General features: G+C 72.1%; 17 protein-coding genes and 1 pseudogene. 10 read left to right on the plus strand and 8 right to left on the minus strand.

Features of this window, described 5'->3' with window-relative positions:
- Positions 1–173 precede the first annotated feature (173 nt).
- Entirely contained in the window at positions 174–1,385 is a 1,212-nt protein-coding gene (locus tag KI385_RS37345; RefSeq protein WP_128511578.1) for a pyridoxal phosphate-dependent aminotransferase, read from the minus strand.
- 114 nt (positions 1,386–1,499) lie between these two features.
- On the opposite strand from KI385_RS37345, the gene KI385_RS37350 reads away from it, so the two are divergent.
- From KI385_RS37350 to KI385_RS37360, 3 genes are all read left to right on the plus strand, one after another.
- Positions 1,500–2,132, plus strand: a complete 633-nt coding sequence (locus tag KI385_RS37350) for a winged helix-turn-helix transcriptional regulator (RefSeq protein ID WP_238576457.1) — start codon at positions 1,500–1,502, stop codon at positions 2,130–2,132.
- Positions 2,133–2,152: 20 nt separating this feature from the next.
- Positions 2,153–2,635 carry a phosphatase domain-containing protein gene (locus tag KI385_RS37355; protein WP_238576458.1) on the plus strand — a complete coding sequence of 161 codons (483 nt, stop codon included), beginning with the start codon at positions 2,153–2,155 and terminating at the stop codon, positions 2,633–2,635.
- Positions 2,636–2,747: 112 nt separating this feature from the next.
- Positions 2,748–3,809, plus strand: coding sequence for a glycosyl hydrolase family 18 protein (locus KI385_RS37360; protein ID WP_238576459.1), 1,062 nt, complete (start codon positions 2,748–2,750; stop codon positions 3,807–3,809).
- Here the strand turns inward: KI385_RS37360 and KI385_RS37365 are convergent.
- Positions 3,753–4,649, minus strand: a complete 897-nt coding sequence (locus tag KI385_RS37365; RefSeq protein WP_238576460.1) for a helix-turn-helix transcriptional regulator — start codon at positions 4,647–4,649, stop codon at positions 3,753–3,755. The genes KI385_RS37360 and KI385_RS37365 overlap by 57 nt on opposite strands.
- A 201-nt stretch (positions 4,650–4,850) precedes the next feature.
- On the opposite strand from KI385_RS37365, the gene KI385_RS37370 reads away from it, so the two are divergent.
- From KI385_RS37370 to KI385_RS37380, 3 genes are read left to right on the plus strand one after another with little or no spacing between them, the layout of a single operon-like run.
- Positions 4,851–5,849 (plus strand): NADPH:quinone oxidoreductase family protein, encoded by a 999-nt coding sequence (locus tag KI385_RS37370; RefSeq protein ID WP_238576461.1) that lies wholly within the window; start codon positions 4,851–4,853, stop codon positions 5,847–5,849.
- Positions 5,846–7,027 carry an acyl-CoA dehydrogenase family protein gene (locus KI385_RS37375; RefSeq protein ID WP_238576462.1) on the plus strand — a complete coding sequence of 394 codons (1,182 nt, stop codon included), beginning with the start codon at positions 5,846–5,848 and terminating at the stop codon, positions 7,025–7,027. The genes KI385_RS37370 and KI385_RS37375 overlap by 4 nt, the downstream gene beginning before the upstream one ends.
- Entirely contained in the window at positions 7,024–8,184 is a 1,161-nt protein-coding gene (locus tag KI385_RS37380) for an acyl-CoA dehydrogenase family protein (protein WP_238576463.1), read from the plus strand. The genes KI385_RS37375 and KI385_RS37380 overlap by 4 nt, the downstream gene beginning before the upstream one ends.
- Positions 8,185–8,215: 31 nt before the next feature.
- On the opposite strand, the gene KI385_RS37385 is transcribed toward KI385_RS37380, so the two are convergent.
- Positions 8,216–8,758: a Ser-Thr-rich GPI-anchored membrane family protein gene (locus tag KI385_RS37385; RefSeq protein ID WP_238576464.1), complete on the minus strand. Its 543-nt coding sequence runs from the start codon at positions 8,756–8,758 to the stop codon at positions 8,216–8,218.
- 204 nt (positions 8,759–8,962) lie between these two features.
- Here KI385_RS37385 and KI385_RS37390 point away from each other — a divergent pair, with 204 nt between their 5' ends.
- Positions 8,963–10,318, plus strand: coding sequence for a hypothetical protein (locus KI385_RS37390; RefSeq protein WP_238576465.1), 1,356 nt, complete (start codon positions 8,963–8,965; stop codon positions 10,316–10,318).
- A 257-nt stretch (positions 10,319–10,575) separates the two neighbouring features.
- On the opposite strand, the pseudogene KI385_RS37395 reads toward KI385_RS37390, so the two are convergent.
- Positions 10,576–11,100: pseudogene (locus KI385_RS37395) on the minus strand (cell wall hydrolase); the annotation flags it as partial.
- Positions 11,101–11,203: 103 nt separating this feature from the next.
- Between KI385_RS37395 and KI385_RS37400 the strand changes: the two are divergent.
- A complete protein-coding gene (locus KI385_RS37400; RefSeq protein ID WP_238576466.1) occupies positions 11,204–12,433 on the plus strand; it encodes a S1 family peptidase in 1,230 nt (409 codons plus the stop codon).
- 139 nt (positions 12,434–12,572) lie between these two features.
- The gene (locus KI385_RS37405) at positions 12,573–13,049 is read left to right on the plus strand and encodes an acyl-CoA thioesterase (RefSeq protein ID WP_238576467.1); all 477 of its coding nucleotides are present in this window, start codon (positions 12,573–12,575) and stop codon (positions 13,047–13,049) included.
- Positions 13,050–13,287: 238 nt separating this feature from the next.
- Here KI385_RS37405 and KI385_RS37410 read toward each other — a convergent pair whose 3' ends face one another.
- From KI385_RS37410 to KI385_RS37420, 4 genes are all read right to left on the minus strand, one after another.
- Positions 13,288–14,769 carry an FAD-dependent monooxygenase gene (locus KI385_RS37410; protein ID WP_238576468.1) on the minus strand — a complete coding sequence of 494 codons (1,482 nt, stop codon included), beginning with the start codon at positions 14,767–14,769 and terminating at the stop codon, positions 13,288–13,290.
- A gap of 139 nt (positions 14,770–14,908) precedes the next feature.
- Positions 14,909–15,493 carry a PadR family transcriptional regulator gene (locus tag KI385_RS37415; RefSeq protein ID WP_238576469.1) on the minus strand — a complete coding sequence of 195 codons (585 nt, stop codon included), beginning with the start codon at positions 15,491–15,493 and terminating at the stop codon, positions 14,909–14,911.
- A 45-nt stretch (positions 15,494–15,538) separates the two neighbouring features.
- The gene (locus tag KI385_RS44035; RefSeq protein WP_281066941.1) at positions 15,539–15,661 is read right to left on the minus strand and encodes a hypothetical protein; all 123 of its coding nucleotides are present in this window, start codon (positions 15,659–15,661) and stop codon (positions 15,539–15,541) included.
- A 66-nt stretch (positions 15,662–15,727) separates the two neighbouring features.
- The gene (locus tag KI385_RS37420; RefSeq protein WP_238576470.1) at positions 15,728–16,510 is read right to left on the minus strand and encodes a DeoR/GlpR family DNA-binding transcription regulator; all 783 of its coding nucleotides are present in this window, start codon (positions 16,508–16,510) and stop codon (positions 15,728–15,730) included.
- Positions 16,511–16,751: 241 nt separating this feature from the next.
- Here KI385_RS37420 and KI385_RS37425 point away from each other — a divergent pair, with 241 nt between their 5' ends.
- Complete coding sequence (locus KI385_RS37425) at positions 16,752–18,068, plus strand: MFS transporter (protein WP_238576471.1); 1,317 nt, start codon at positions 16,752–16,754, stop codon at positions 18,066–18,068.

Below are 18,068 nucleotides of genomic sequence, written 5' to 3' on the forward strand. Positions count from 1 at the left end.
GGGCCGGCGGGCCGTTCGGGGCGGGGAGCCACCGGACGGTGCCGGGGCGCCTCCACGACGCCAGGACGGCCTTCCGACCCGCGCCCCGGGCCCCCCGAACGGACCGGTGAGCGGCGGGCGGGGGCGGGAGCGGGATACACCCGTTCGGGTGGTGCGCCGGAGGCGGCCCGGGGTCACTGGCGGTAGCCGGCCAGGAAGCGTCCGATCCGGCTGATCGCCGCGTCGAGGTCGTCGGCGTGCGGCAGGGTGAGGATGCGGAAGTGGTCCGGGCGCGGCCAGTTGAAGCCGGTGCCCTGGACGACCTGGATCTTCTCCCGCAGCAGCAGATCGAGGACGAACTTCTCATCGTCGTGGATCTTGTGTACGGCGGGGTCGAGGCGGGGGAAGGCGTACAGCGCGCCCTTGGGCTTGACGCAGGAGACGCCCGGGATCTCGTTCAGCCGCTCCCAGGCCCGGTCGCGCTGCTCCCGCAGCCGCCCGCCCGGCAGCACCAGGTCCTTGATGGTCTGCCGGCCCCCGAGCGCGGCCTGGATGGCGTACTGCGCGGGCGCGTTCGGGCACAGCCGCATGGAGGCGAGGGTGCCCAGGCCCTCCAGATAGTCGGCGGCGTGTTGCTTGGGCCCGGAGACCACCAGCCAGCCGGAGCGGAATCCGGCCACGCGGTAGGACTTGGACAGGCCGCTGAAGGTCAGACAGACCAGGTCGGGGGCGAGCACCGCGGCGTGGTGGTGGACCTCGTCGTCGTACAGGATCCGGTCGTAGATCTCATCGGCGAAGACCATCAGCTGGTGGCGCCGGGCGAGGTCGAGCATGCCCTCCAGCAGCTCGCGCGGATAGACCGCGCCGGTCGGGTTGTTGGGGTTGATGATGACCATCGCCCGGGTCCGGTCGGTGATCTTCGAGGCGAGGTCGTCGAGATCCGGCAGCCAGTCCGCGGACTCGTCGCAGAGATAGTGCACGGCCTTGCCGCCGGCGAGCGTGGTGACCGCCGTCCAGAGGGGGAAGTCGGGGGCCGGGATGAGGACCTCGTCGCCGTCGTCGAGCAGCGCCTGCACGGCCATCGAGACGAGTTCGGAGACGCCGTTGCCGAGGTAGATGTCGTCGACGTCGACATCTGGCAGGCCGCTCTCCTGGTAGTGCTGGGCCACCGCGCGGCGGGCCGAGAGGATGCCGCGGGATTCCGTGTAGCCGTGTGCGCGGGAGAGGTTGCGCATCACGTCCTGGAGGATCTCTTCGGGGCACTCGAAGCCGAACAGCGCCGGATTGCCGGTGTTGAGCCGCAGCACGCTGTGGCCCGCCTCCTCCAGCGCGTCCGCGTGCTCGATCACCGGCCCGCGGATCTCGTAGCAGACGTCGGCCATCTTGCTCGACTGCTTGAACTGCATGCGGTGGCCTCCCGGTCCCTTGCCCACCGCGTGGTGCGGCAGCACTCGTTAACACCGTACTTGGTTTTACCAAGTTGCGACTTGGAAAGTCCAACTTCTGTCTATGCTGGTGTCATGCCGCGCCGAAGCTATGACCAGTACTGCGCCGTCGCCCGAGCCCTGGACGCCGTCGGCGACCGTTGGACGCTCCTGATCGTCCGGGAACTGCTGGGCGGCCCCCGGCGCTACACCGATCTGCACGCCGACCTGCCGGGCGTCAGCACGGACATGCTCGCCTCCCGCCTCAAGGACATGGAGCGGGACGGGCTGGTCACCCGCCGCCGGCTCGCCCCGCCCGGAGCCGCCTTCGTCTACGAACTCACCGCCCGCGGCCGCGCACTGCTGCCCGCGCTCACCGCGCTCGCCGACTGGGGCGCCCCCGCCCTCGACGAGAAGCGCCCGACGGACGCGGTGCGGGCCCACTGGTTCGCGGTACCGCTCCTCGCGCGGCTCGCCGGGCACTTCACCGACGGCATCGAGGTGGTCGACATCGCCCTCGACGAAGGGGAGTTCCATGTCGTGCTCGACGGTGACGGTCCCGGTTATGCGGACGGTCCGGCCGAGCGCCCCGACATCCGTCTGCGGATGGACACCGCGACGTGTGCCGACATCGCGTACGATCGCCTCTCTCTCGCACAGGGGATCGAATCCGGCCGGATCGCGGTCACCCTGCCCGAGGTGCCCGAGGTGTCCGGGGAACGACAGTGACGGAAGAGGACGACGACGGCATGACGAGGCGCCCCCTGGCGGTCTTCGACCTGGACGGCACCCTCGCCGACTCCAGCCACCGGCAGCACTGGCTGCGGCGCACCCCGCGCGACTGGAAGGCCTTCTTCGCCGCGGCCACCGACGACCCTCCACTCGCCGAGGGCGTGGCCCTGGCGCTGCGCAACGCCGAGGACTGCGAGGTCGGCTATCTGACGGGTCGTCCGGAGCGCTGCCGCCGCGACACCCTGACGTGGCTTGCCCAACACGGCCTGCCCGAGGGGAAGCTGTGGATGCGGCCCGACAACGACCGCCGTCCGGCCCGGCACACCAAGCTGGAGATCCTGCACCGGATCGCCCGCGACCGCGAGATCCGTCATGTCGTCGACGATGACGAACTTGTCTGCGAGGCGTGCGAGAAGGCTGGATTCCCGGTGATCCGGGCCCGGTGGGCGACGCCGTCCGACACCCTGCGCGACGCACAGCAGCGGGCGGGGCGTACGTAGGGTGCGCTGATCGCACCCCGGCCGGCCCATGCGGCCGGGAGTACCCGTCCGCGCCACCTCGTTCGGCGCACCTGACGGTGCGTCAGCGCCCGGGCCGGGTGACGCTCGGGACATGAATCAAGCATCAGGGCCCCGAGCCCTTGCGCTGCTGCTGACCGTGGTGGTGCTCGCCGGAGCGCTCGCCCCGGCCGCCACCGCGACGGAGTCCCCGAGGGGCGGCCGGCGCACCGGCTCGGCCTGGCTGCCCTACTGGGGCGACATCGACGCCGCCTATCGTGACGCGCTGCGCCACGCCGACCAGCTGCACACCGTCAGCCCCTTCTGGTACGAGGCCTCGTCGGGCACCACGGTCACCGGGCACGAAGGGGCGGGGCGGCGCAGCATCATCGACGGGCTGCACGACGCCGGGATCGACGTCGTACCCACCGTCACCGAGACCCTCGGCGCCGAGAAGATGGCCGACCTGATGCACGATCCGCAGCGGCGGCGGGAGCATGTCGAGACGCTGCTGGAGCTGGTGGCGAGCCGCGCGTACGACGGGATCGACCTTGACTACGAGGCGATGGCGGTCACCGGTGACCGGGCGGCCCGCGAGCGGGTGCGGACCGGCTACAACGCGCTCGTCAAGGAGCTGTGCGCGCGGTTGCACGCGCGCCGTGAGCAGTGCGTGGTCACGGTGCCGGCCCGGGTCCGCGGCAGTGGTGAGGCGTTCGACTACGAGCGGCTCGGCAGACTCGCCGACCGGGTCCGGATCATGGGCTATGACCTGCACTGGTCGGGCGGTGAGGCAGGTCCGCTGTCCGCCAAGGGCTGGTACGAGGAGTTTTTGCGCTACGCCACCGACACCATCCCCAGGAACAAGATCGAGGTGGCCTTCCCGGCCTACGGCTGGGACTGGGTCCAGGGCGTCAAGGGCCATGCGGCCCATCTGACGTGGAAGGAGGCCGAGGCGCTGCGCGAGCGGGAGGATGCCGACTACCTCTTCGACAGGGAGTCGGGCACCCCGCACTTCACCTACCGCAAGGACGGCGAGGAGCACGAGGTCTGGTACCAGGACGCGCGCGGTGTCCGCGACCAGCTGCCGCTGCTGAGGGAGTACGGGGTGCGGGGCACCGGCCTATGGGCGCTCGGGTTCGAGGACCCGGAGGTCTGGGCCGCGCTCCGCGGCGAGTAGCCGCAGCGCCGCCTCGGAGGGGGAGCCCTCCTCCGCCGTGTACATCATCACGCCCTGCCCGGAGCCGTCCGGCGTCTGCATCATCTCGAAATCCAGCCGTAGATCGCCCACCAGCGGATGGTGGAAGTGCTTGGTGCCGAAGGTGCAGTTGTTGACGACATGCCGGGACCACAGGCTGCTGAACTCGGTGCTCTTCATCGACAACTCGCCGATGAGCTCGGCGAGTTGCTGGTCGTCGGGGTGCTGTCCCGCGGCCACCCGCAGTGAGGAGACGGCCCGCCGGGTCTCCTCGTCGCGGTCCGGGTACAGCTCGCGGGTGTGCGGGTCGAGGAAGAGCAGCCGCTGGGCATTGGGGCGGTCCAGCGGCCGGCCGGGGCTGTCGAAGTCGAGGTGCCCGGCGATCAGGGCGTGCCCGAGCCGGTTCCACGCCAGGATCTCGAAGCGCGGCCCGAGCGCGAGGGCCGGCACGCCCTCCATGGCGGCGAGCAACTGCCGTACGCCGGGGCGGACCTTGTCAGGGCGGACCGCGGCGCGGCGGCGTGCCTTGGCGGGGCGGGCCAGCTCGCGCAGATGGGCGCGCTCGTCGGCGGACAGCCTGAGCGCGCGGGCGAGCGCGTCCAGCACCCCTTCCGAGGCGTTGCGACTCTGCCCCTGTTCGAGGCGCGTGTAGTACGCGACGCTGACGCCGGCCAGCTGCGCCAGCTCCTCGCGGCGCAGGCCGGGGACGCGGCGGCGCGCCCCGTAGGAGACCAGCCCGACGTCCTCCGGCTGCAGCCGGGCGCGGCGGGTGCGCAGAAAGTTCCCCAACTCGGCGGGTGTGTCCATGGCAGGTGAGTCCATGGCGCCAGTGTCCGCCATCGGGCGGGCGGCAGCCTGTCCCTGTCGGTACCAGGGTCCGGGGCCCGGCGGTGTCGTACGGGGCGTTGTCGCGGTGTGGCGGAGACTGTTCCCTCAGGGATACCGACCGCTTAGTATGTCGCTGGCGAGGGGGCCGGTGTGCCCTCCGCCCCACCGCGTATCCAAGGTCTGTGGAGGCACCAGGTGAAGGCATGGCGCGTACACGCGAACGGCGAGCCGCGTGAAGTGATGCGGCTGGAGGAGGTGCCGGACCCGCAGCCGGGGCCGGGGCAGCTGCTGCTGCGGGTGCGGGCCGCCAACGTCAACTTCCCGGACGCGCTGCTGTGCCGGGGCCAGTACCAGGTACGGCCGCCGCTGCCGTTCACCCCTGGTGTGGAGATCTGCGGCGAGATCCTGGCCGTGGGGGAGGGCGCGGCCGGTGAGCTCGGCGCGCGGGTGCTCGCCCAGCCGCCGCTGCCCGCCGGCGGGTTCGCCGAGCTCGCGGTCGTCGACGCGGCGACCGTCCGGCCGGCCCCCGAGGCCCTGGACGACGCCGAGGCCGCGGCCCTGCACATCGGCTACCAGACCGGCTGGTTCGGACTGCACCGCCGGGCCCGGCTCCAGGCGGGCGAGACACTGCTGGTGCACGCCGCGGCCGGCGGCGTCGGCAGCGCCGCCGTACAGCTCGGCAAGGCGGCGGGCGCCCAGGTCATCGGCGTGGTGGGCGGCGAGGACAAGGCCCGCATCGCCCGCGAACTGGGCTGTGACCTCGTCCTCGACCGGCGCGCCGACGACATCGTCGCCGGCGTCAAGGAGGCCACCGGCGGCCGCGGCGCGGATGTCGTCTACGACCCGGTGGGCGGCGAGGCGTACGCCAAGTCCGTCAAGTGCATCGCCTTCGAGGGCCGCATCATCGTCGTCGGCTTCGCCGGCGGCGCCATCCCCACCCCCGCGCTCAACCACGCGCTGGTGAAGAACTACGCGATCCTGGGCCTGCATTGGGGCCTGTACAACACCAAGGACCCGGCCTCGGTCGACGCCTGCCACGAGGAGCTCACCAAGCTCGCCGCACAGGGCGTCATCAAGCCGCTCATCGGCGGACGGGTCCCGCTGGAATCGGCCGCCGACGCCGTACAGCGGGTCGCCGACGGCACCTCCGTCGGCCGTCTCGTCGTGATCCCCGGAGCGGAGGAGGCGCGATGACCGACGCCGACGACCTGCGCCGGCGCACCGCCGAGCTGCTCGCCGCACACCCTCCCGCCCTCACCGAGCGGCTGGACTTCCTGCGTGCCCGCTTCGACGCCGGGCTCGCCTGGGTCCACTTCCCGCAAGGCCTCGGCGGGCTGGACGCCCCACGTTCCCTGCAAGCCGTGGTGGACGCGGAACTCGACGCCGCCGGCGCCCCCGGCAACGACCCGGGCCGGATCGGCATCGGCCTCGGCATGGCCGCACCCACCATCCTGCAGTTCGGCACCGACGAGCAGAAGCAGCGCTTTCTGCGTCCGCTGTGGACCGGCGAGGAGGTGTGGTGCCAGCTGTTCAGCGAGCCCGGCGCCGGCTCCGACCTGGCGGCGCTGGCGACCCGCGCGGTGCGTGACGGGGAATCCTGGATCGTCGACGGCCAGAAGGTCTGGACATCCAGCGCCCACCTGGCCCGCTGGGCCATCCTGATCGCCCGCACCGACCCCGATGTGCCCAAGCACCGCGGCATCAGCTACTTCGTGTGCGATATGACCGACCCCGGCGTCGAGGTGCGCCCGCTGCGGCAGATCACCGGGGAGGCCGAGTTCAACGAGGTCTTCCTGACCGGCGTCCGGATCCCCGACGCGCATCGCCTCGGTGAGGTCGGCGCGGGCTGGAAGGTCGCCCAGACCACGCTGATGAACGAGCGGGTCGCCATCGGCGGCGCCCGCACCCCGCGCGAGGGTGGCATGATCGGCATCGCCGCCGCCGACTGGCGCGCCCGCCCCGAACTGCGCACCCACGACCTGCACCAGCGGCTGCTGAAGCTGTGGGTCGAGGCCGAGGTCGCCCGGCTCACCGGCGAGCGGCTGCGCCAGCAGCTGACCAAGGGCCAGCCGGGACCCGAGGGCAGCGGCATGAAGCTGGCCTTCGCCCGGCTCGCCCAGGAGATCAGCGGCTGGGAGCTGGAGTTCCTCGCCGAGGACGGTCTGACCTACGACGACTGGACGATGCGCCGCCCCGACGGCGTCGACTTCACCGGCCGCGAGGCCGGCTACCGCTATCTGCGCGCCAAGGGGAACTCCATCGAAGGAGGCACCTCGGAAGTGCTGCTCAACATCGTCGCCGAACGTGTGCTGGGCCTGCCGCCCGAGCCGCGCACCGACAAGGACGTCGCGTGGAAGGACCTCCCCCGATGACCGCCGAGACCCTCCCGTCGAGCGCCCCGACGCCCGACCCTGACCTTCTCTACTCCGAGGACGAGGACGCGCTGCGCGCCGCCGTACGCTCGCTGCTCGCCGACCGCAGCGATCCGGCCACCGTGCTCGCCGGCCTGGAGTCGGACATCCCGTACGACACCGCCCTGTGGCGCGCGCTCGCCACGGAGATCGGCACCGCCGGGCTGCTGGTCCCCGAAAAGCTCGGCGGGCAGGGCGCGAGCGCCCGCGAAGCCGCCGTCGTACTGGAGGAGTTGGGCCGCTCCGTCGCGCCCGTCCCCTATCTGACCAGCGCCGTCATCGCGGTGACCGCCCTGCTCGGCTGTGACGTGGACCGGGCGGAGGTCGCCGGACCGCTCGCCGCGCTCGCCGAGGGACGCACCGTCGGTGTGCTCGCGGTGCCGTGGCCCACCGCACCGGGCGGGGTCCCGGACGCGGCCGTACGGGCCGATGCGGGCGGTGCGCTGACCGGCCGGGTGACCTCGGTCGCCGACGCCACGGCCGCCGAGCTGCTGCTCGTCCCGGCCCAGGGCCCCGACGGACCGGCGCTCTACGCGGTCGAGGCCACGGCGGACGGCGTACGCACCGAGACCGTCACCCCTCTCGACCTCACCCGCCCCCTGGCACACCTCACCTTCGACGGTGCCCGTGGCCGCCTCCTGGCCGACGGGGACCGTGCCCGTAGCGCCGTCGAACGCGCACTGCTCACCGGCGCCGGGCTGCTCGCCTCCGAACAGCTCGGCGTCGCCGAATGGTGTCTGACCGAAACCGTGCGCCACACGGCGGAGCGCACCCAGTTCGGCCGCCCCGTCGGCTCGTTCCAGGCGCTCAAACACCGGATGGCCGCCCTGTGGCTGGAGGTCGCCTCGGCACGCGCCGCGGCCCGTCACGCCGCCGATGCGCTGGCCACCGGCAGCCCCGACGCCGCTGTGGCGGTGGCCGTCGCACAGGCGTACTGCGCGCCGGTGGCGGTCCGCGCCGCCGAGGAGTGCATCCAGCTGCACGGTGGCATCGGCATGACCTGGGAACACCCGGCCCATCTGTTCCTCAAGCGGGCCAAGAGCGATGAGCTCGCGCTGGGGTCGCCGGGCCGGCACCGGGAGGCCCTGGCGGGACTGGTCGGGCTGAGCGCGCCGTAGGGCCGCGGCCCGTGTGACCGGACCGGTGCGGTCAGTCGGTGACGGCGAAGGTCCTGCTGAAGCCGCGGACCGCGCCGTCACCGGCGGTGGCCACCTCCAGGAAGTAGGAGCGGCCCGGTGGCACCTGCGGCAGCGTCACGATCACTTCGCTGGTGGGCCGGGCGGGCGCCCGGGACGCGACCAGACCCAGCCGCTGCGACCGGCCGTGGCTCGTTTTCGCGTTGAGCCAGATGTCCACCTCCTCGCCCGTGGTGTTCTTCCAGGCCACGGCGAAGCTGCCGTTCGACTTGAAGTCGATACCGGGCTGCGGGGCGGTCACCTCGATCCGCCCCGCCGGGGGCTCGGCAAGCGGGTCGGCGCCGTCGCGTGCGGCGGCGGCGCCGAGGGCGGAGGTGGCGGCACGCGCGGCCGAGCCCCCATGGCCGGACGCGGCGGCCAGCGTGCTGCCGGCCGGCGGCCGGCCCTTCCCGGCATCGGGGCGCGCGGGCGCCAGGTTGATCACCAGCATGCATCCGACGGCGGTGGCGGCGACGGCGACGGCCAGATTGGTGGCCATCGAGGTGGCCCTGCACATCGTCTCCTCGTTTCGTCGGGGGAGGGACGAGCCGGAACATCCCCGGCACTTTGCGCGTCAAAAACGACGCGCTGAGCGATCACCTGGATGGGCATTTCCGGCGCGACAGACCCCCGGGGAAGAGGGAGAATCCACCGGTGCCGGACCGGATCGGTCACTGAACCGGTGATGTCTGGAAAGTGCGGTTCGGGTAGCGTCGAACCCATGAACACCGCAACCCGTCGTGCGCTGATCGGACCGGTTCTCCTCCTGGTGGCCGTGCTGCTGGCGGTGGTCACCGCGGTGGCACCCGGTGCCCATGCCGTCGGGGGGCTCGACGACGCCGCCACAGCCCTGAAAAAGGGCCCGGTCTATGTCGATCCCCGCGCCTCGGACCAGTTCTCCGCCGCGCAGGCGGATGCCCTGGCCAAGAAGATCAAGGACGCGAACAAGCCGATCTTTGTCGCCGTACTGCCGCGGGCCGCGGATTACCAGCCCGGCACCCTGCTGCGGGACCTGCGCACCAAGGTCGGCATCAGCGGCGTCTACGCCGTCGAACTCGGCAACGGCTTCAACGCCGGCGCCGATCCGCGGGTGATGTCGCGCGGCTCGGTGCAGAACCTCGTCGGATCGGTCAAACGCTCCGACTACCCGACGGTCGCCGAGCGCCTGAACAGCTTCGTCGACACCGCCGCCCGGTCCGCCAACGGGCACGCCCCCTCCTCCTGGGGCGACACCGGCGGCGGGGTCGACATCGGCACGGCGATCGGCCTCGGTGTGCTGGTGGTCGTCGGTGGCGGCGGCGCGTACGCCATCGCCCGCCGCAACCGCAGAAGGCGGGCCGAGGAGGAGCGGGCCGCGCTGGAGGACCTGCGGGTCGTCGTCGACGAGGACATCACCGCCTTCGGCGAGGAGCTGGACCGGCTCGACTTCAACCCCGGTGAGCCGGGTGCCGATGACGCGATGCGCGCGGACTACAGCCATGCGCTGGACTCGTACGAGAAGGCCAAGGCGGCGATGGCGGCGGCCGTGCACCCCGGCGATGTGCGGGCGGTGACCGAGGCCCTTGAGGACGGCCGGTTCGCGCTGGCCACGCTCGCCGCGCGACGCGAGGGCAAGCCGTTGCCCGAGCGTCGGCTGCCCTGCTTCTTCGACCCGCGGCACGGTCCGTCCGTCGTCGATGTCCAGTGGGCACCTGCCGGCGGCGCGGAGCGCACCGTACCGGCCTGCGCCGCGGACAAGAGCCGTCTGGACGACGGCCGGGAGCCGATGGCCCGTACGGTCAGGACCGCGAGCGGCGACCGCCCCTACTGGGACGCGGGCCCGGCATACGGCCCCTGGGCCGGCGGCTACTTCGGAGGCGGCCTGCTCCCCGGCCTCCTGGTCGGCACGCTGCTCGGCAACATGATGATGTCGTCCAACGCCTACGGCGCCGACTACGGCGGTCCCGCGGGTGCCGACGGCGGCGACTTCTCCGGATCCGACTTCAGCCCCGACGACTTCGGCGGCGGATTCGGTGACGGTGGCGGATTCGGTGACGGCGGTGGCTTCGGCGGCGGTGGCGACGGCGGAGGCTTCTGAGCGTCCACCGCGTCCACCGCGTCTCTGGCGTCCGCCGCGTCTCTGGCGTCCGCCGCGTCTCTGGCGTCCGCCGCGTCCACCGCGTCTCTGGCGTCCACCGCGTCTCTGGCGTCCACCGCGTCTCTGGCGTCCACCGCGTCTCTGGCGTCCACCGCGTCTCTGGCGTCCGCCGCGTCCGCCGCGTCCGCCGCGTCTCTGGCGTCCGCCGCGTCTCTGGCGTCCGCCGCGTCCCTGGCGTCCACCGCGTCCACCACGCCCACCGCCCGCTTCGCGCCGAGGAAGCGGGCATAGCGCGGCCGCGCCGCGAAGTCCGCATAGCGCCATACGACGGGCCGGCCGACCTCCCGGCACAGATGCAGGACCTGGTCTGGCCCCAGATGGACGCCCACATGGGCGCCGTACCCCGGTGGCCGGCCTTCGACCGGTCCGCCGTCGAACAGCACCAGGTCCAGCGGTTGCGGACACTCCGCCCGCCGGGTCGCGCGCTCGTCCGCCCAGAGCTCCGCCGAGCGCAACGGGGGGATCCGCAGGCCGAAGTGGCCGAGCACGGCATAGGCGTAGCGCTGGCAGTTCGCGCCCCCGGCCAGCTCGGCGAAGGGGTCCGAAGCGGCGGGTCCGGAGGCATCGGCCGCTCCGCCCGCCGTGTATGACGGGCATTCAGGTGTCCCCGCTCCCGGATGGCGGGCGCCCGAGTAGGTCACGTTGCGCAGCACCCGGGGCAGTCGCGGGAACGCTACCGGGCCGTAGGCGCCGGGGATTTGGGGGCCGGGGTCGCGGGTCATCCGGCCATGATGCAAGGGATCTCCCTCATGCCGCGCGTCCCGGTGTCGAGCACGCTCGACGAATCGGATCCGACGTGCACTCGACACCGCGAGGAGATCCCCGATGGAACGCCGCTTTCGCAAGGCAGCTCTCTGGGGCGCGACCGTCGCCGCCGTCATGGCGGCCGTCGGCCCGCTCAGCCCGGCGCGCGCCGTGCCGCAGCCCGACCCGACGCCCCACCCCTCGCCCCGCGGCATGCTCGACGCGATGCGCCGGGACCTCGGACTGACGGCGGAACAGGTGCGCACCCGGCTCGCGCAGGAGGCCGACGCACACCGTGCCGCGGCCGCCGTGCGCCGGGCGCTGAGCACACCGCCGGCCGGGATGTGGTTCGACAAGGCGACCGGCAAGCTCGTCGTCGCGGTCACCGGCGCCGTCGACGCACAGCGCGTACGGTCCGCCGGCGCGGTGCCCAAGACGGTGCCGCACAGCCGCGCCGCGCTCACCGCACTCGTGCGGCAGATCGCCGGCCGGGCCGGCAACGGCGTGCCGGGCGTCACCGGCTGGGGCGTGGACGAGCGCGCCAACGGCGTCGTGGTGCGCGTCGACCGCACCAGACACACCACCGGGACCGACGCCTTCGAGAAGGCCGTCCGCGATCTGGCGACGCACGCCAAGATCCCCGTCACCGTCGAGCGCAGCGACCAGACGCCGCGTCAGCAGCAGGGCACGGTCGTCGGGGGTGAGCGCTGGATGCCCGGCAACGAGGGCATCTGCTCCATCGGCTTCACCGTGACCGGACCGAAGGGCTTCCAGGGCTTTCTGACGGCCGGTCACTGCACCCTCACCCCGGATCAGGCCGCGTACGGCCAGGACGGCAGCCGTATGGGCACCTCCAACCAGGGCGGCAAGCACAGCGTCAACGGGCGCGAGGGCGACTTCGGGCTGGTCCGGGTCGACCAGCCGGGCTGGACCGTCAGCTCGACCGTGGCGGGCCAGGGCGGTACGCCGGTCACCGTCACCGGCGCGCAGGAGGGCCTGGCCGGGATGTCGATCTGCCGCTCCGGGCAGAGCAGCGGCTGGCACTGCGGCGAGATCACCCGGGTCGACCAGACCGTGGACTACGGCATCGCGGTCATCGAGGGGCTCTCGTACACCAACGCCTGTTCCGCGGCCGGTGATTCGGGCGGCTCCTATGTCACCCAGCCCAACGCCCCGATGGCTGTCGGGATGCACTCCGGCGGCGGCGCCGCACACTGCGACAACGTCGGCGGCGACACCATCACCATCTTCCAGCCGATCGGTGAGGCGCTGGCCAAGTGGAACCTGAAGCTGAAGACCGGCAGCCCCTGAGGGTTCCGCACCCGCCGCCCGGTCGCCGGGAAAAAGACCTTCGGCAGCTGATCGTCGGCGCCTACGATGTGAAGCCGGTGGTCGATGAGGCCCGGTGCGCCCGAGGGCGGGCCGGCGCCTACGGGGAGTGGGAGAGATCGTGGCAGAAGCGGCGGCAGTGGTGGACCCGGCAGCCGGTACGGACGCGGCGGAGCCGTTCGCCGTCAAGGTCACCGTACGGGGCTACGAGACGGACACCCAGGGCCATCTCAACCAGAGCGTCTATCTGCAGTACGCCGAGCACGCCCGCTGGTCGCTGCTCCAGGCCGGCGGCATCCGGCAGAGCGCCATGGTGGACAGGCGGGTCGGCCCGGTGACCATCGAGACGACCATCCGCTATCTGCGGGAGCTGCGGGCCGGCGACGAGGTCGAGGTGAGCTGCGCATTCGTCTGGGGCGAGGGCAAGACCTTCCGGGTCGAGCAGACCGTCCGCAAGACGGACGGGACGGTGGCCGCCGAAGTGAGCGCCGTCGGCGGGCTGCTGGACCTCACCGAGCGCAAGCTGCTGACGGACCCGCGGGCGGCCTTCCGCGACCTGGCCGACGACCCGTCGCTGCTGGGCCTTACCGAAGACTGACGGGCACGCCCGGCACACGCCCGAGGGCGTGTGCCGGACGGACCGCGGAGGGGGCTCGGAGCACCGCGGTGGGCGCCGCGCCGACCGATCCGCTCATGGCCGCGGTGTCATCGACAGGCCACGGCTCCTTGCGCGCCGCCGGCCTCCTGTGTGGGACGTCCGGGTCTCGGCCGCGCGGACCTGAGCGGGCGCAGAGGCGGGAGTCCGCGCTCCGACCTGCCCGAAGAGCCGCGACATCCTAAAGAACAGACGTTTCCCGCCCCGTCACTCCTGTCGGGGGCCCGAACCAGTCGTGCAGGGCTCCGCGCAACTGCTGGGCGGTGGTGGGGTGGGGTGCCGAGGGTGTTCCTGCCCAGGCGGCGTGGCCGTCCGGCCGGACGAGCACCGCGCATGCACCTGGCAGGCCGTCAGGCCGCACCGACACCACTGTCACCCGGTCCGCCCACGGCTTGGCCGCCTCGCGCAGCGAGTCCGTCCCTGTGCTCTCGTCCACCAGCAGCGCTCCGCCACCCGTGCGGGCCAGCAGCGGCAGCAGGCTGTCTCGTTCCAGCGGGACGTCCGGCACCATCCTCCCCTCCCAGGGATGGCCGGAACTGTGGTGAACCGGATAGCGGGTGCCGACGCCGGTGATCTCCTCGGCCAGGTAACCGGCCGTCTCCTCGGCCTGGGCCAGCTCGGCGAGCAGTTCGCGCACCGGTGCCAGCCGCTCATCCTCCGTGGCAACCAGCATCTGCGCCCGGGTGTTGCGCAGCAGCCTGACACCGGCCGCATGCCGCTCGGCGTGGTACGTGTCCAGGAGGCTCTCGGGGGCCTGTCCGCGCGCCACCAGGGCGAGCTTCCAGCCGAGGTTCATCGCGTCGTCGATGGCCGCGTTGACGCCGATGGCGCCGGCCGGGGGATGGATGTGCGCGGCGTCGCCCGCCAGCAGCACCCGGCCGTCTCGCAGCTGTTCGGCCAGCCGGGCCGCGTCCCCGAACCGGGTCAGCCAGTGGGCTTCGGCTATCTCCACATGCCGCCCCAACGCCCGGTCCAGCACGCTTTGGAAGCCGGCCAGCGTCACCGGCTCGTCCCGGTTCTCCGGCGGCTGAGGGTCATCGGTGATCAGCCGCACATGGCCGGGCCGCGGGATGGCGAACACCGTGCCGTTCGCGCCGGCCGTCACCCCGAACGGGATCGCCTGCGGGTCCGCCAGGACCACATCCCCGAGCAGGGTGAAGCGTCGTGCGGGCGTGCCGGGGAAACCGATCCCGGCCAGCTTGCGCACCGTGCTGCGGCCGCCGTCGCAGCCGGCCAGCCAGCCTGAGCGCAGCAGCATCCGCCCGTCCGGGGAGTCGAGCTCGGCGCGCACCCCACTGTCGTCCTGGCGCAGTCCGGTCAGGCGGTGACCGCGCAGAATGCGCACCCCCAGTTCCACGGCGCGCTCGGCGAGGAGCTCCTCCACTCTGGTCTGTGCGATCCCCAACACGTAGGGGTGTTCGGTGCGCATGGCGGCCAGGTTGAGCCGGGCCGCTCCGGCGAAGGCGGTGGTCGGCACGGTGGGGCCCTCGGCGAGGAAGCGATCAGCGAGGCCGCGGCGGTCCAGCAGCTCCAGGCTGCGGGCGTTGAGGTTGAAGCCACGGCAGAAGCCCGGCGGGGCGGGGTGCCGCTCGAGCAGCACGGTGCGCACGTTGCCGAGGGCCAGCTCGCAGGCCAGCATCAACCCGGCGGGCCCGGCTCCCACCACCAGGACGTCTGCGTCGCCGTCCGATGTGTCTGCCGGCGGCGCCGGTATCGGGGACCGTAAGGCGGTCGGCGGGCCGCTGGATATCGGCGCGTTGGGTGAGGGCCGCTCAAGCCGTGCTGTCGCAGGCGCGGGTGTGTCAGGCATCAGGGGCCTCCGGCCATTCCAGGGTGCCCTGCTCGATCTCATCGGCGGTGCGCAGTACCCACAGCAATTCCGCTTGCAACATCGCCTGGGCGTACTCCGCCTCGATCACAAACAGCCGAGGCGCCTTGTGCTCTTGTCTGGCGACCCGATACGCCTGCTCGTCCTCTGCGATCCGGGTCTTCAAGGCCGCCGCCCGTTCGCGCAGGGCCTGCGCCGCCCGCTGCTGTCCCAGTACGCCCAGGTAGCTGACGGCGGACAGGAACTTCGGGTACTCCCGGGACGGCTCGCGGACAAGTTCGTCCAGCCACTCGATGAAGCACCGCTGCCCCTCGGGGGTGTGCCGGTAGACGGTGCGCGTCGGGCGGCCGCCCACCTGCTCGGTGTCGGTCGCCTCGATCCAGCCGTCGCGGGCCAGGGCCCGCACCGTGTCGTACAACGACCCGGTGGTCAGTTTGAAGGCCTGGTCCATCTGCCGCTCCCGAAGTGCGGTCGCCATGGCGTGGGGGTGCATGGGCTGCTCCAGCAGCAAGCCCAATACCGCGAGGGCCAAGGGGTTGGCGGGTCGTTTTGTGGTCATCTCACTCCACAGTCAGGCTTGGGATCGAAAGAATGTACTCGGATCCTAGTACTCGGATCCGAGTACCGCCAGGGAATTGTTCCCGTTGCCGCTGCCGCCCTGGCAGCGCTCGCTGAGAACCGCGAACTCGGCGGTGACGCCAACGACCATCGTGGGCAAGGCCACCACCGGCGAGAGCGCCTTCGTCCGCCCCCGGGGGCGCAGGCCGCCGAAGGACCGCGTGCCGGGCCGGGACTATCCCCGGCCCGGCACCACCCTCACCTCGGTGCCGGCCGCGCGCACCGCCCGTACCTGTTCGGCCGGCAGTCCGTCGTCGACGATCAGCAGATCGAAGTCGGTCAGCGGGGCGAGCGCGTACAGGCCGCCCTTGGTGAACTTGGTGTGGTCGGCGACCAGTACACGGCGCCCGGCGCTCTCCATCATGGCCCGCTTGACCTGCACGGTCTCCGGCGAGGTGTGGTAGCAGCGCCCGTTGGTGACGGCCGTGGTGGACATGAACAGCACATCGGCGCGGAAGGCGCGTACGGCGTCGGCGGTGTGCGGGCCCATGAAGGCGTCATACGCCGGGAAGTACGCGCCGCCCAGCGTGATCAGCGTGATGCCGGGCTCCTTCGCGAGTGTGGTGATGGCCGGCAGGGAGTTGGTGATCACGGTCAGCGGGGTGTGCTCGGCGGCCTGGTGCGCCAGCAGCAGACACGTCGTGCTGTCGTCGAGCAGCACCGTCTGCCCGGGGACCAGCAGCGTCGCGGCGGCCCGTGCCAGCTGCTGCTTGGTCTGCGCCATGGTGGCCATGCGCTCCGCGACGCTGCCGTGGAACTGCGCCGAGGGCAGCCCCGTCGCGCCGCCGCGCACCTTGCGCAGCCAGCCCTGCGCCTGAAGGGCGTCCAGATCGCGATGCGCGGTCATCAGACTGATGCCGAATTCCTCGGCGAGGTCCGCGGTACGGACGAAGCCTCGGGCGATGACGGTGTCGCGCACGCGGCGCCGCCGCTCCTCCTGGGCCTCCAGCCGGTCCATCGCTGTGCTCCCTCCGCATCCGCCGCGTCTCCACCACGTGAATTCGCCGCGTTATGTTCGCACGGATTTCACATGGCGCGCGCGGCGGATGCGGCGTCCACGTGCGGTTCCGGTACGACGCAACACGGCTGGTCGCGGCCTCGACGCGAAGATTCCGGCGGCCATTGACGGCCGTTTCCGCCCGGCGGTTCCATCGCTGCGTTCACCCCTCCTGCCCCGCCGCCGCAGAAAGGGAGATTCGATGAAGAACTCTCCGCCGCGTTCGCTGATCACACGCCTGGGCGTGCCGCCGACCCTCGCCTGGGGATATCTCGGGCTCCTTCTCTTCATGATCGGAGACGGCGTCGAGTCCGGTTATCTCTCGCCCTACCTCATCGACCAGGACATCTCGGAGTCCCGGGTCGCGCTGCTGTTCACCGTCTACGGGATAGCGGCCGGCATCGCCGCCTGGCTGTCCGGAGTGCTGTCCGACCTGTGGGGACCGCGCCGCGTCATGTGGACCGGCCTGGGCATCTGGGGCGTCTTCCAGCTGCTCTTCCTCACCGCTGCCATCCCGATGTCCAGCTATCCGCTGATGATGCTCAGCTACGGGCTGCGGGGTCTGGGCTATCCGCTGTTCGCCTACGGCTTCCTCGTCTGGATCGCCGGTGTGGCACCGCGCGCCCGGCTCGGTACGGCCATGGGGTGGTTCTGGTTCGCCTTCACCGGCGGGCTGCCCACGCTCGGCTCGCTGGTCGCCAGCGGACTCATCCCGCAGATCGGTGCGTACGCCACGCTGTGGGCCGCGCTGGTACTGGTGGCCGCCGGCGGGCTGATCGCCCTGCTGCTGGTCCGCGACGACCGGGGCGGCAAGCGGCCGCGCGGTGCGGGGGAGGGGGCCGCGACGACGCTGGCCGGCAGTGTGACGGTCCTGTGGCGCAACCCCAGGGTCGGGGTCGGCTCGGTCGTCCGGGTCATCAACACGGCCTCGCAGTTCGGCTTCTTCGTGATCATGCCGATCCACTTCACCAGGACGGTCGGCTTCAGCCTCACCGAGTGGCTGCATCTGCTCAGCGCGATGTTCGCGACCAATATCTTCGCCAACCTGCTGTTCGGCGTGGTGGGCGACCGCTTCGGCTGGCGCCGTACCATCGCCTGGTTCGGTGGCGCCGGCTGCACCCTCAGCACTCTGCTGCTCTTCTACGTCCCGGATGCCGCGGGCGCGAACTTCCCGCTCGCCCTCCTGGTCGCCGCGTTCTACGGGGCTACGCTGGCAGGTTATGTACCGCTATCGGCACTGGTGCCCACTCTGGAGCCGAAGCATCAGGGTCAGGCCCTGGCCGCCCTCAACCTGGGCGCGGGAGCCAGCACCTTCGTCGGCCCCGCCGTCGTCGCGGCGTTCGTCGGGCCGCTCGGTGTCGAAGGGATTGTCTGGATCTTCGCGGGGATGTACGCGGTGAGCTGTGTGCTCGCGCACTTCCTGAAGCTGCCGGACGAGTCGGGTACGGCGGGCGCGGCCGCGGAGAGCACCGCCGGCGCGGCGGGCACCGCGCCCTCGGCCGCCTCGGCACCGGCGTGA

Source organism: Streptomyces inhibens, from assembly GCF_022221585.1.
Taxonomy (GTDB): Bacteria; Actinomycetota; Actinomycetes; order Streptomycetales; family Streptomycetaceae; genus Streptomyces; species Streptomyces inhibens.

What these genes read in the sequence shown, in the direction of transcription:
- KI385_RS37345 (WP_128511578.1), bottom strand. Translation starts at nt 1,385, where the DNA reads ATGCAGTTCAAGCAGTCGAGCAAGATGGCCGACGTCTGCTACGAGATC.
- KI385_RS37350 (WP_238576457.1), top strand. Translation starts at nt 1,500, where the DNA reads ATGCCGCGCCGAAGCTATGACCAGTACTGCGCCGTCGCCCGAGCCCTG.
- KI385_RS37355 (WP_238576458.1), top strand. Translation starts at nt 2,153, where the DNA reads ATGACGAGGCGCCCCCTGGCGGTCTTCGACCTGGACGGCACCCTCGCC.
- KI385_RS37360 (WP_238576459.1), top strand. Translation starts at nt 2,748, where the DNA reads ATGAATCAAGCATCAGGGCCCCGAGCCCTTGCGCTGCTGCTGACCGTG.
- KI385_RS37365 (WP_238576460.1), bottom strand. Translation starts at nt 4,649, where the DNA reads ATGGACTCACCTGCCATGGACACACCCGCCGAGTTGGGGAACTTTCTG.
- KI385_RS37375 (WP_238576462.1), top strand. Translation starts at nt 5,846, where the DNA reads ATGACCGACGCCGACGACCTGCGCCGGCGCACCGCCGAGCTGCTCGCC.
- KI385_RS37380 (WP_238576463.1), top strand. Translation starts at nt 7,024, where the DNA reads ATGACCGCCGAGACCCTCCCGTCGAGCGCCCCGACGCCCGACCCTGAC.
- KI385_RS37385 (WP_238576464.1), bottom strand. Translation starts at nt 8,758, where the DNA reads ATGTGCAGGGCCACCTCGATGGCCACCAATCTGGCCGTCGCCGTCGCC.
- KI385_RS37390 (WP_238576465.1), top strand. Translation starts at nt 8,963, where the DNA reads ATGAACACCGCAACCCGTCGTGCGCTGATCGGACCGGTTCTCCTCCTG.
- KI385_RS37400 (WP_238576466.1), top strand. Translation starts at nt 11,204, where the DNA reads ATGGAACGCCGCTTTCGCAAGGCAGCTCTCTGGGGCGCGACCGTCGCC.
- KI385_RS37415 (WP_238576469.1), bottom strand. Translation starts at nt 15,493, where the DNA reads ATGACCACAAAACGACCCGCCAACCCCTTGGCCCTCGCGGTATTGGGC.
- KI385_RS37420 (WP_238576470.1), bottom strand. Translation starts at nt 16,510, where the DNA reads ATGGACCGGCTGGAGGCCCAGGAGGAGCGGCGGCGCCGCGTGCGCGAC.
- KI385_RS37425 (WP_238576471.1), top strand. Translation starts at nt 16,752, where the DNA reads ATGAAGAACTCTCCGCCGCGTTCGCTGATCACACGCCTGGGCGTGCCG.